This is a genomic window from Pseudosulfitobacter sp. DSM 107133 (assembly GCF_022788695.1).
Classification (GTDB): Bacteria; Pseudomonadota; Alphaproteobacteria; order Rhodobacterales; family Rhodobacteraceae; genus Pseudosulfitobacter.
The window spans coordinates 1,125,910-1,139,056 of sequence record NZ_CP085154.1; the positions used below are offsets into that span (position 1 = coordinate 1,125,910).

Consider the following 13,147-nt stretch of genomic DNA (forward strand, 5'->3'; position numbering starts at 1 on the left):
GGACATAGCGATGCCGCTCACCCCCGACCAACAAGCCGAAGTCGACGCCCTGCGTGACGCACCCCAGTCCACCCTGCGCGCCACCGTGCCCGGCATCGAACAACACCTCTACCGCGCGCACGACGTGCTCGACCACGGCTTTATCCGCGTCATCGACTATATGGGCGATGATTCAGCCATCTGTCAGGCCGCCCGCGTGTCCTATGGCAAGGGCACCAAATCGGTGCAAAACGACGAAGGGCTGATCCGCTACCTGATGCGCCACTGGCACTCGACCCCCTTCGAGATGTGCGAGATCAAGCTGCACGTCAAACTGCCCGTCTTTGTCGCCCGCCAGTGGATCCGCCACCGCACCGCCAACGTCAACGAATACTCGGCCCGCTATTCGATCCTCGACCGCGAATTCTACATTCCCGCCCCCGACCACCTGAACGCGCAATCCGTGGTCAACAACCAGGGCCGCGGCGCCCTGCTCGAAGGCGAAGAAGCCGCCCGCGTCCTCGACATCCTCAAGGCCGACAGCAACCGCGCCTATGACCACTACGAACAGATGATTTCCGAGGACGGCCAATCCGGCCTCGCCCGAGAGCTGGCCCGCATGAACCTGCCCGCCAACATCTACACCCAATGGTACTGGAAGGTGGACCTGCACAACCTCTTCCACTTCCTGCGCCTGCGCGCCGACGCCCACGCCCAATACGAAATCCGCGTCTATGCCGATGCGATTGCCAAAGTGGTGGCCGACTGGGTGCCCGCAGCGTTCGGGGCGTTCGAAGACTACCGCATGGGCGGCGCGCAACTGTCGGCCAAGGGGCTGGAGTGTGTGCGGCGTATGTTGAAGGGGGAAGAGGTGACGCAGGAGAATAGCGGGATGTCTAAAGGGGAGTGGCGGGAGTTTGAGGGAGTGATTGGGTGAGTTTTCCGTCAGAACCAAAACGATACTCCCAATTGTATGAAAAAGGGGAAAACCTGGTTCGCGATAGTGCAAGGATGCGACTACGCCTTCTCAAAACTCTGGAAAGTTATTGTCATGGATATACGGAACCGGCGATAAGTTTAGCTAGACTGATCGAGCGAAGATGTGGAATTGATATTGTTGTACTTGGAGGCAGCTCTTTTCACGCAAACTGGGACAAGCTTTTTCGCGATGGAGAGTTGCGTGATATATTCGATACGCTGACTTTGGCTTTTCGAGAAATGCCGGATGAGAAAACGGAGCCACGTTTTAAGGCTGTGGGTCGCAGAGAGGCGATTAGGAAGGAGTTTTCGCAAATCCTTGACGAGGAGATGGTGGGTTATTTTCTTGACGAGGAAGGAATAGTTCACCCGCGAGTTGATGAAGCTTTCGAGGGGGCGCGGCGGTCTCTAATTGATGGATTAAAAGATGACAAATACGCTGCGGCACGCAATTACTTGGATGATGTCGATCGAGCCCTATTGCGAAATCCGACCGATGGCCGACAAGCCATTAGGAGTGTATTCGACGTAGTCGAGAATATCTATAAGCAAGCCTTCCAAAAGGAAACACATATAAATGCGCGATCGCTTGCTAATAATCTGAAGCCTATTGTGGGCAATAAATATTGCGATGATAAATTGGAATCGCAAGTCGCTGAAAAAATGTTCTCCGGTTTTTGCAATTGGGTAGATTCAGTACATTTTTATCGGCATGAAGCTGGTCGACCTGAACCGAGTCAACCGTCCGAAGAAACAACTCTAGCAATCGTATCTCAGGGGTATTCTCACGCTCGCTGGTTGTTAGCTATGGTTTCTGTTTAGGTGTTCGTGAGGCCTCTTCCATGCCAAATCTCCGATTTGGCAGCGCCCGAACCGCCCCCACGGGGCGGGCGCTCCACGCCCACCCCTCGGTCCGGGCGCGGCCCTCTCCAAACCACACAACCCAATTCGCCTGCATCCCCGGCCCAATCCTTGCGGATTGTGCGTTCGGCACTTTGAACAGTCCCCCGGACTGTTCAATCCGGCTGCGCCGGACCGCGCCACCCGGGGCTCCGCCCGTTCGCGCCTGAAAACGTCCACTGGACGTTTTCCAGGACGGCGCTCTCCCCCCACACGGGGAGGGTGCGCCACGCGACATTTTTAAAGGCACTATTTCTGGCCCAGATTAACCATTTCCGTTAACCCATCCTTAACCCGCTCCAAATCCCGTACACATCCCGCCAGAATATGTACAACAGCGGAAAAACACGGGAATTTGCACCCAAATTCCCACCGCAATCTTGTACAAGATTGCGTGCTATCCGTACCAAACCGCCCGTTTGAACACCGCGCAAACCCGTGAAAAACCGGCGTTAATCTCCCGACCGTTCCGTAAATTCCGCGTCAACCCGACTCGCCCTCACGGTCCCGTTGCAGCATGTCATCGCGCAACGGCACGGTCTGGCGCTCGATCATCCGGTGCACCGTCGGCCCGCCGTCCCCCCGATGCAATTTCTGCAAACGATCCGACAGCGCGGCATCCGCATTGGTGCGCCGTTCGTTGTGCCGCACATACTCGCCCCAGGTCGGCACATGATAGCTTTCGCTCCAGTGGTCAGGCTGGTGTAAATCCCGCAAAAGCGCCCATTGCTGCGCCCCGTCGCGAATGCGCACACGCCGCCGCAGGCTCATCGCGGCCAGAAATTCGGGCACGTCTTCCTGCGCAATTTCATAGTCGACCATCACCAGAACCGGACCACTGCGATAGTTCATATCAAAGCGCGTTATCGGTTCCTTGAAACGGTTCAGCGGGTCCAGATCAAGGCCGCTGAATTCGGGCAAGGGCAACGGCACCCCGATCAACGCGCCGATCCCAAGCAGCCCCGCAGCCCCCAGCAACGCAATCTCTGCCGACCCCGACTGTTCCGCAATCGCGCCCCAGATCAAACTGCCTGCCGCCATGCCGCCAAAAGTGCCTGTCTGGTACAGCGCGATCACCCGCCCCACGACCCAGCGCGGCGTCGACAGCTGGATCGTCACGTTGAACATGGACAGGGCCAGCACCCAACAGGCCCCCGCCAGCATCAATGCAGCCCCGGACAGAACCGTTTGTCCGCTAAATGCCAGCAAAACACAGCTGACACCAAAGCCGGTAAAGCCGCCGCGCGCGATGATCTCGTTGGCAAAGCGGGCCCGTAGGCGCGCGTTGGTCAGTGCGCCTGCGACCGCGCCCATCCCGAAACATCCCAGCATCACGCCGTAAACGAACGCCGTCGCATTCAGGGTTTCGCGTACCACCACCGGCAACAGGGCCAGCAGGGCAATTGCCGACAGCCCGAACCAGAATCCGCGCAGGATCACCCGTAAAAGGTTTGGCGACATCGCCACATAGCGCAGCCCCGCAGCAAAGGCGTTGCCCATCGGTTCGCGCGGCAGGTGGGTGTCGCGCGCCGGGGCCTGCCACCGCAACAAGGCCAGGATAATGGCCACGTAGCTCAACGCGTTTACGGCAAAGGCCGCAGCAGCCCCCGCAATCGCCACAATCGCTCCGCCCGCCGCAGGGCCAACGCTGCGCATCAGGTTGAATCCCATGCTGTTCAGCGACACTGCTGATGGCAGTTCTTCTCGCGAGACGATATCACCCATAGTGGCCTGCCAGGATGGATTGTGCAGCGCGGTGCCGCATCCGATCAGAAAGGTAAAAGCCAGCAACAACCAGGGGGACAGCCAGCCCTCAAAGGCCATAAAGGTCAGGATGACCGAAACCACGAACATGAACGCTTGCGCCATCAACATGACGCGTCGCCGGTCAAAATTGTCGGCGAACACGCCCGCCAGAAGCGAGAAAATCATGATCGGCAACGCCACAGAGCCCTGGACGAGCGCAACCATGTTTTGCGAATCCGACAGCGACGTCATCATCCATGCCGCGCCGACAGCCTGTACCAGACCGCCAAAGTTGGAGGCCAATGCCGCAATCCACAATGACCGGAAGGTCTGGTTGCGAAACAGCAATAGAGGTGAAACCTGATCTGGCAAGAGTCGCGCCTTTTGTGAACATGCCGTTTCTGGCATTAATAACAAAGGACATATAGCCAATCTTTCCCGGGTCAAAGTGGATCGACTTTGGCGCCTGAAATGCAAGCGCCAAGACAGGTCTGCTAGCTTGCCAGGCGCTTGTCCTGCGAGATGTGCGACGGACTGATATTCGATGTGGCGTCGGTGCACCGGAAATAGCCGACATCGCGGGTCATCGAATCAACCCCTGCCTGCAATACCTGTACAGCGCTTGAACTTTCACCGGCCATTGCGGCGTTCTGTTGCACTGCGCGGTCCAGATCGCTGACCGCGCTGTTCATTTCATGCAGGCCGCTGCTTTGCTCTACAGCAGCCGACGCGATGTGCAGAATGCTGTCTCGAATGTCTGTGACGGTCGCGTCGATCGAACGCAGGGATTCGCCGGCCTGACCAACCAAATCAACACCGCGTCCGACCTGCCGCTTGGAATCTTCGATCAGTTTCGCAATTTCACGCGCGGCTTCTGACGAGCGTTGGGCAAGTTCGCGCACCTCGGATGCCACGACGGCAAAGCCGCGTCCTGCCTCGCCCGCCCGGGCTGCTTCAACGCCGGCATTCAGCGCCAAAAGGTTGGTTTGAAAGGCGATATCGTCAATCACACTGGTAATCCGCGAGATGGACTGAGAGCTTTCGGCGATGACATTCATGGCGCTGATGGCATCCCCGACCACCACACTTGACCGCTCTGACTGTTCTTTGGCTTCTTGAACCTGTTTGCTGGTGTCATGGGTCATGTCTGTTGCGCTTTTCACGGAAAAGGTCAGTTCTTCCAGCGCCGCCGCACTTTCTTCCAACGTGGCGGCCTGTCGCTCCGACCGGTTGGACAGGTCGTTCATGCCCGTCGAAATCGACGCCACTTCCTGCGTCACTTCAAGCGCCTGTCGCAGCACACCTGCCAATACACTGTCGAGCCGTTCAACCGCGTTGTTGAACTGCACGCGAATATCGTCGAATTCTCCAAGGTCCTCGGTCAGGCGGATCGTCAAATCCCCAGCTGCCAGACTGCTCAGCCCTGCCTGCATGGCATCGGCTGTACGAATGTAAGGTGTTGTGTTTACAGCGAATTTTATGATCTTGACCACCTCGCCGGCGGCGTTTTTGATCGGGTTATAGCTGGCGCGAATATAGACGGTCCGCCCATTCTTGCCGATCCGTTCAAAGGCGCCTTCCTGGGCTTCGCCTCGGCGCAGGCTTTCCCAGAACGCAGCATAATCGGGGCTGTTTGCACTGTCGGACTCCATGAATATGCTGTGCATTCTGCCAATCAATTCGCTTCGCTCGTAACCCATGGTGTCGCAAAAAATATCGTTTGCATTCAATATTTTGCCGGTCGGGTCGAATTCAATGACCGCCTGCACCTTCTGGATCGCCTCAACCTTGGCGTTTGCGTCGGCCTCCAGGTCGCGCGCCGCGGTGATGTCAAAGGCATATTTGACCACTTTAAAAGGCCGCCCTTCGGGATCCAGAAGCGTTTCATAGGTCGCCTGTAGCCAGCAAACCTTGCCGTTTTTGCCAATCCGTTTGACCTGTCCCGACTCTGAGGTGCCCTTTTCCAGCCGTTTCCAAAACGCTTCGTAGGCTTTGGTTCCAACCTCGTCAGGTGGCATGAAAATGCGGTGATGCTTGCCCACAAGCTCATCTGCCGAATAGCCCATGGTGTCCCGAAACAGCTTGTTCGCAGTCAGAATATTGCCGGACAAATCGAATTCAATCACTGCCATCGACCGTTTCAGCGCGTCGACCTGGCTGCGATTGTCACGCCGCCGCATGTGCATTGCGGTGATTTCGCGTGTGGCCAGTATGGTGTAATCATGGGTGCCGTCGGCTTTGGCAATCGGGGTATAGGTCGCGTCGAACCAGATTTCATCTCCTTGCTTGTTCAGCCGGGGCATGATCCGGTTATAGGGCATCCCTTTCGCCATATGCTGCCAGATTTCTGCATATTCGGGGCTTTGCAGGTCTTTTTTTCGGACAATCTGTTCGTAGTCCTTGCCGATGATGTCACCCTCGTCCAGGTCCAGATATTTGCAAAAATTGTCGTTGACCGACAGTATTTTGCGCTCGGACGATATGCGCGCAATGGCATGAGACGCCTCAAACGCGCGCATTTCCCGTTTGAGAATATCCAACTCGGGATTTTTGTCCTTGAACCATGCCATGTGTGCATCCGTGCTGTTAGAAGAATGAAATTCTACGGGCCACATTGGCGTTCAAAGGCTTCAAAACCGTTAAAACAGCCGGAAAGAACAAGGGCATTTGAATAATACCCGCCTGTGTGCCGGTCCGGGACGTGCAAAGCCGTGTGAATCCGCCGGTACCTGTGTTTTCGGGGTCGGCGTTTTGCCTTGTTTCCAAGCGATTGTTCGCAATTCCGGCAGGGTGCCGCTAGGTTGGCCATCAAACCGCACCTTTGACGTTGCTGCGCCGCAGCCGCCGCGCGATGGTGTGCGAAAGGAGATGCCCATGTCGATCACTGCCAGCATTTACCATCTGACCCACTATAAATACGACCGCCCCGTCACGCTGGGGCCGCAGATCATACGCCTGCGCCCCGCGCCGCATTCGCGCACACGGGTGATATCGCACGCGTTGTCGGTGTCGCCGGTGGATCATTTCGTGAACCATCAACAAGACCCCTATGGCAACTGGATGGCGCGGCTGGTCTTTCCCGAGCCTGTGCGCGAGTTCAAGATCGAGGTCGATCTTGTCGCGGATATGTCCGTCTATAACCCTTTCGACTTTTTCGTCGAAGACAGCGCCAAGGATTTTCCATTCGCCTATGGCCCGGAGATTGCAGACGACCTGTCGATCTACCTGAAAACCGAACCGCTGACGCCCAAGCTGGACGCGTTTCTGAAAACCGTGTCGCGCGACAAGATGGTCACCATCGACTTTCTGGTCGGGCTGAACATGCGTCTGGCCAGTGAAATCAACTATGAGATCCGCATGGAACCGGGCGTGCAGACGCCCGAGGTCACGCTGGACCGCGCGTCGGGTTCGTGCCGTGACAGCAGCTGGCTGCTGGTGCAGATCCTGCGCAACCTGGGCATCGCCGCGCGCTTTGTCTCGGGCTATCTGATCCAGTTGAAACCCGACCTGATCGCGCTGGACGGGCCTGCGGGCACCGATCACGACTTCACCGACCTGCACGCCTGGGTCGAGGTCTACCTGCCAGGTGCGGGCTGGATCGGGCTGGACCCCACGTCGGGCCTGCTGGCGGGCGAAAGTCACATTCCGCTGGCCGCGACGCCGCATTACGCCAACGCGGCCCCGATCACCGGTGTGGCCAGCTTTGCCGAGGTCGAATTCTCCTTCGACATGCAGGTCAAGCGCACTGCCGAACACCCGCGCATCACCAAACCGTTCTCGGACGATTCGTGGGATGCGCTGAACGCGCTGGGTCAGAAGATCGACAAACGGCTTGAGGCAGGTGACGTTAGGCTGACGATGGGCGGCGAGCCGACGTTCGTGTCCATCGACGACTTTGAAAGCCCCGAGTGGAATTCCGATGCCGTCGGGCCCACCAAACGGGTGCTGGCGGACAAGCTGATCCGCCGTTTGCAGGACAAGTTCTCGAACGGCGGGCTGCTGCACTATGGGCAGGGCAAGTGGTATCCTGGCGAGACGCTGCCGCGCTGGACGTTCTCGCTGTACTGGCGCAAGGACGGCAAACCGATCTGGAAGAATGCCGATCTGCTGGCCCGCGAGGACACCCAAGAGGATGTCGGCCCCGAGGATGCCAAGGCGCTGTTGGACAGCATTGCCCAACATCTGGCGGTGCCGCGTGAAAACGTATTGCCGGCCTTCGAGGACCCTGCCGACTGGATCATAAAGGAAGCCAGCCTGCCGGAGAACGTCACCCCTGAGAACAACAAACTGAAAGACCCCGAGGAACGCGCCCGCATCGCGCGGGTGTTCGAACGCGGGCTGACCACGCCTGCGGGCTATGTGCTGCCAGTGCAACGCTGGCAGGCGCGCGCCGCAAGCCGCTGGATGTCCGAAGTGTGGAACATGCGGCGCGGCAAGGTGTTCCTCGTCGCCGGCGACAGCCCCGTGGGCTACCGTCTGCCGCTGGGCACGCTGCCGCATATCCCCGAGGCCAGCTTTCCCTTTATCAACCCGCAGGACCCGATGGACGACCGCGCGCCGCTGGCCGATCCCGAAGACCTTGAGGCGCGCCCGCAGGCCGTCGCCCACCGTGTTGACGCCACCGCAGGGCAGGAAGTTGTTGAACAGACCATGGCCCGCGACGGCGACCTCAGCGGGGCCGTGCGCACCGCCATTTCTGTTGAACCGCGCGACGGACGTTTGTGCGTGTTCCTGCCCCCCGTCGAAACGCTGGAGGATTACCTTGAACTGATCGCAGCCACCGAAGCTGCGGCCAGTGCAACCGGCCACAAGGTGCTGATCGAAGGCTACAGCCCGCCCAGCGATCCGCGTATCGAGGTGATCCGCGTGGCCCCCGACCCCGGCGTGCTTGAGGTGAACATTCACCCCGCGGCCAACTGGGCCGAATGCGTCAACACCACCGAGATCGTCTATGAACAGGCGCGCCAGTGTCGTCTGGGGGCGGACAAGTTCATGATCGACGGACGCCACACCGGCACCGGCGGCGGCAACCATGTGGTTGTGGGCGGGGTCAAACCCGCCGACAGCCCGTTCCTGCGCCGTCCTGATCTGCTGAAAAGCCTGATCCATTTCTGGCAGCGTCATCCCAGCCTGTCCTATCTGTTCTCGGGCACCTTTGTCGGTCCCACCTCTCAGGCTCCGCGCATCGACGAGGCGCGCCATGACCAATTGTATGAACTGGAAATCGCGCTCGACCAGATTTGGCCGCCCGAGCAGGGCGACGTGCCGCCGCCGTGGCTGACCGACCGTCTGTTGCGCAACGGCCTGATCGATGTGACGGGCAACACACACCGGACCGAGATTTGCATCGACAAACTCTATTCCCCCGACGGACCCACAGGGCGTCTGGGGCTGGTGGAATTCCGTGGCTTTGAAATGCCGCCCAACCCGCGGATGAGCCTTGCGCAACAGGTGCTGATCCGCGCCATCATCGCGCGTTGTTGGGATGATCCGATCAGCGGCAACCTGACCCGTTGGGGCACGCAGTTGCACGACCGGTTCATGTTGCCCGAATTCATCTGGGACGATTTTGTCGAGGTACTGGATGATCTGCGCGCGCATGATATGCCACTGGACCCCTTGTGGTTCGAAGCACAGGCCGAGTTCCGCTTTCCGTTCTGTGGCGAGGTCACCTACGAAGGGATCACGCTGGAGCTGCGTCAGGCGCTGGAACCCTGGCATGTGCTGGGCGAAACCGGCGCGATTGGCGGCACAGTGCGCTATACCGACAGTTCGGTTGAACGCTTGCAGGTCAAGCTGACAGGGGCCAATCCCGACCGCTATCAGGTGACGGCCAACCAGCGTGTCGTGCCGCTGGCCCAGACCCGCGCGCCGCAATCGCGTGTCGCCGCTGTACGCTACAAGGCATGGAAGCCCGCGCAGTCGATGCATCCGGTGCTTGAGGTCGACGCGCCGCTGACTTTTGACATCTACGACACGTGGACGGGCCGGTCGCTGGGTGGTTGCCGTTATCACGTCGCACATCCGGGCGGGCGCAACTTTGACACCTTCCCCGTGAACGGAAACGAGGCCGAAGCGCGGCGGTTGTCGCGGTTCGAACCGCTGGGCCACACCACGGGGGCGTTCACACCGCCATCGGAAATACCGCACCCCGAATTTCCTTTGACGCTTGACCTGCGGAGACGCGCAGGGTTGTAGTCATCGGCATATGGCCAGCGCACAAACCCATCAGCCAGCAGCTCTGAACGACCTGCTGGCCAATTACACCACGCATCCGGGCGTCCACGACGAAATGATCGGCGCGGACGGTGCGGTGAAACCGGCGTGGCGTGATCTGATGGAGCACCTTGGCGGGCTGACCCCCGAAGGTCTGGCGCACCGCTTTGCCCGTGGTGACCAGTATCTGCGCGAGGCAGGCGTGTTCTATCGCCAATATGACGACACGGTGTCCTCAGAACGCGAATGGCCGCTCAGCCACATCCCGCTGGTGCTGGGCGAAAGCGAATGGGCCGAGATCGGGGCGGGGCTGGTGCAGCGTGCCGACCTGCTGGAATATGTGGTGCAGGATTTCTATGGCGCCAATGAGCTTGTGCGCTCGGGGCAGATACCGGCAACCTTGCTGGGGCAAAACCCGGCGTGGCTGCGCCCGATGATGGGGGTGCAGCCCGAATCCGAACCTTTCCTGAATTTCCTGTCCTTTGAAATCGGGCGCGGACCCGATGGCAAATGGTGGGTCATCAGCGATATGGTGGAATCGCCCACCACCACCGGCTTTGCCATCGAAAACCGCGTGGCCCTGTCGCGGGTGTTCCCGAACTTTTTCAGCAATTCCAACGTGCACCGCATTGCCGGTTTCTTCCAGACGATCCAGCAGCGCCTGTTCGACCTCAAGGGCGACGGGGCAGGGCAGATCGCAATGCTCAGCCCCGGACCGATGAACCAGAACTATGCCGAACACACCTATCTGGCGCGCTATCTGGGCCTGTTGCTGGTCGAGGGCGAAGACCTGATTGTGTCAAACGGGCAGGCGATGGTGCGCACGGTTTCGGGGCCGCAACCGCTCAGCCTGTTGTGGAACCGCGTGCCTGCGGCAATGATCGACCCGCTTGAGCTGGACTCAAGCTCGCTGATCGGCACGCCGGGGCTGCTGGACGCGCTGCGTCGGCGCACTTTGCGCACCCTGAACGCCGAAGGGGCGGGGGTGCTGGAAACCCGTGCGCTGATGGCGTTCCTGCCCAAGATCGCGCGCAAACATCTGGGCCAGCCGCTGATGATGCCCAATATTGCGACATGGTGGTGTGGCCATGCCGCCGAGCGTGATCATGTCATCAAACATTGCGAACAGATGATGGTCGGGTCGGCCTTTTCCACCGTGCCGTTGATGGCCGATCCGGGCACGTTCGTGTTCGATGCGGACAAACAGGGGGCATTCCCTGCGCATGTGATGGACCTGTTGCAATCCTCGGGGCGTGCGCTGGTGGGGCAGGAAACCGTGACCCTGTCGACCACACCGGTTTACGAAGAAGGCCGGTTGGTTGCCCGCCCCATGTGCCTGCGCGTGTTTCTGGTGCGCACTGCGACCGGCTGGCAGATGATGCCGGGCGGCTATGCCCGCGTCAGCGCCGGAGACGACCCCAAGGCCTTTGCCATGCAGCGTGGCGGGCAGGTGGCCGATGTCTGGATCGTTTCGGATGCGCCAGTGGCACAAACCAGCCTGCTGACACACTCCGCCAGCGCGCCGGCGCGGGGCTTTTCCGAAGCGGCCTTGCCCGCGCGGGCGGCGGACAACCTGTTCTGGGTGGGCCGGAATGTCGAACGCGCCGAGATCAGCGTGCGCCTGTTCCGGGCCTATTTCGCCCGCATCAGCGATGGCGTGCCCCCTGATGCGCCGATCCTGCGCTATATTCGCAAACATCTGATGCATGGCGTCGCCCCGGACGTGGCGGCCATGGCAGACCGCTATGAAACACCGCTGTGTCAGGCGCTGCACGCGGCGACCAAAATCGGTGACCGTTTTTCGCCCGATGGCATGAGGGCGTTGAAGGACATCGTACACGATGTGGACCGCCTGCGCGCCACCAGGGTCGACCCCGACGACATCCTGTCTGAAAGCAGCCTGTTGCTGCGCAAGATCACCGGTTTTTCCGGTCTGGTACACGAAAACATGTACCGCTCGCACGGCTGGCGATTTCTCAGCATCGGCACCTCGCTTGAGCGGGCTGCGGGCATGGTGCGCCTGCTGCGCTATCTGGGGCTGGCGGATGCGCCGGACGGTGCGCTGAACCTTGCGCTGGAACTTGGCGACAGCATCGTTTCACACCGCGCGCGATTCTCGGTTGTGGCAGATGCGGCCTCGGTGTTTCACATGCTGGCGCTGGACGGCAACAACCCGCGCTCGGTGCGTTTTCACGTCAGCCGGGCCCACCAGCACATCACGGAACTTCCGGGACAGACCGGCGGCGCGGCACTGGGCGATGTGGCGCAACGTATTCTGTTGATGGAAACACAACTGGCGACGATCACCGCCGACCGGCTGACACCCGAGGTCTTTGATGACCTGGAACGCGCGCTTTGGGCGCTGTCAGACGCGCTGACCGAAGCCTATCTGGTGTGACGATGGAATATGACATCCGCCTGACATTGACCCACAGCTATCATCTGCCTGCGGGCAACGGGCGGCATGTGGTGCGCGTGGTGCCGCGCGCGCTGGGCCAGCGCCAGCGGTTGAAGCTGTCGATGCTGACCATCGACCCGCCTCCGTCCGAGCAATTCGACAGTGTCGATTTCTTTGGCAACCAGACCACCACCTTTGTCCACGCGGATGCGCACAGCAAAATGGTGATTTCCATGGCCTGCCGTGTCGCGGTTGGCCAACCGGAGCCCTTACCAGACGCGGCTGTAAACGCGGCGCAACTGGCTGGCGAACTGGCAGATCTGCGCGATCTGGGGCCGTTGTCACCGATGCATTTTCTGGGGCCGTCTCCGCGTCTGGTGTCCGATCCCGAAATCGCGGCGTTCGCCCGCAGCATCCGGCGCGACGGCGACAGCGTGGCCGCAACGGTCATGCGGCTGGGCGAGGCGCTGCACGGGATCATGACCTTTGACGCCACCGCCACCACCGTGGACAGCAATCCGGTCGATGCGTTCCAGCTCAAACGCGGGGTCTGTCAGGACTATAGCCACATCATGATCCTGGCCCTGCGCGCGCTGAACATTCCCGCAGGCTATGTCAGCGGCTATCTGCGCACCTTGCCACCCAAGGGGGGCACCCGTCTGGAAGGGGCCGACGCCATGCACGCCTGGGTCAAGGCGTGGTGCGGTGCCGCGCCGGGCTGGGTCGAATACGACCCCACCAACCGCTGCGTTGTGGGCACCGATCATATCGTTGTGGGCTACGGGCGCGATTATGCGGACGTCAGCCCGGATATCGGCCATCTGCGCTCGGCGGGGAACCAGACCACCGCGCAGGCGGTTGATGTCAAAGTGGCGGGCTAGGGCGCTTCGTCTCGCGCTCCCTGGTCCGTTCGAAGGACAGGATCGCCCC

General features: G+C 60.3%; 7 protein-coding genes. 5 read left to right on the forward strand and 2 right to left on the reverse strand.

Annotated elements, in window-relative coordinates; genetic code table 11:
* The first annotated feature begins 10 nt into the window (after positions 1-10).
* Together thyX and DSM107133_RS05615 are read left to right on the forward strand one after the other, a co-directional pair.
* On the forward strand, positions 11-916 hold the full coding sequence (thyX, locus tag DSM107133_RS05610; protein WP_114293738.1) for an FAD-dependent thymidylate synthase: 906 nt from the start codon (positions 11-13) through the stop codon (positions 914-916).
* Positions 913-1,779, forward strand: a complete 867-nt coding sequence (locus tag DSM107133_RS05615; protein ID WP_162792041.1) for a hypothetical protein — start codon at positions 913-915, stop codon at positions 1,777-1,779. The genes thyX and DSM107133_RS05615 overlap by 4 nt, the downstream gene beginning before the upstream one ends.
* Positions 1,780-2,340: 561 nt before the next feature.
* On the opposite strand, the gene DSM107133_RS05620 is transcribed toward DSM107133_RS05615, so the two are convergent.
* Together DSM107133_RS05620 and DSM107133_RS05625 are read right to left on the reverse strand one after the other, a co-directional pair.
* Complete coding sequence (locus DSM107133_RS05620) at positions 2,341-3,975, reverse strand: MFS transporter (protein ID WP_114293739.1); 1,635 nt, start codon at positions 3,973-3,975, stop codon at positions 2,341-2,343.
* Positions 3,976-4,097: 122 nt separating this feature from the next.
* On the reverse strand, positions 4,098-6,173 hold the full coding sequence (locus DSM107133_RS05625; protein WP_162792042.1) for a methyl-accepting chemotaxis protein: 2,076 nt from the start codon (positions 6,171-6,173) through the stop codon (positions 4,098-4,100).
* A gap of 304 nt (positions 6,174-6,477) precedes the next feature.
* On the opposite strand from DSM107133_RS05625, the gene DSM107133_RS05630 reads away from it, so the two are divergent.
* From DSM107133_RS05630 to DSM107133_RS05640, 3 genes are read left to right on the forward strand one after another with little or no spacing between them, the layout of a single operon-like run.
* Positions 6,478-9,801, forward strand: a complete 3,324-nt coding sequence (locus DSM107133_RS05630) for a transglutaminase family protein (RefSeq protein ID WP_114293741.1) — start codon at positions 6,478-6,480, stop codon at positions 9,799-9,801.
* Positions 9,802-9,811: 10 nt separating this feature from the next.
* Complete coding sequence (locus DSM107133_RS05635; protein WP_114293742.1) at positions 9,812-12,217, forward strand: circularly permuted type 2 ATP-grasp protein; 2,406 nt, start codon at positions 9,812-9,814, stop codon at positions 12,215-12,217.
* A 2-nt stretch (positions 12,218-12,219) separates the two neighbouring features.
* On the forward strand, positions 12,220-13,098 hold the full coding sequence (locus tag DSM107133_RS05640) for a transglutaminase family protein (RefSeq protein WP_114293743.1): 879 nt from the start codon (positions 12,220-12,222) through the stop codon (positions 13,096-13,098).
* Positions 13,099-13,147 lie beyond the last annotated feature (49 nt).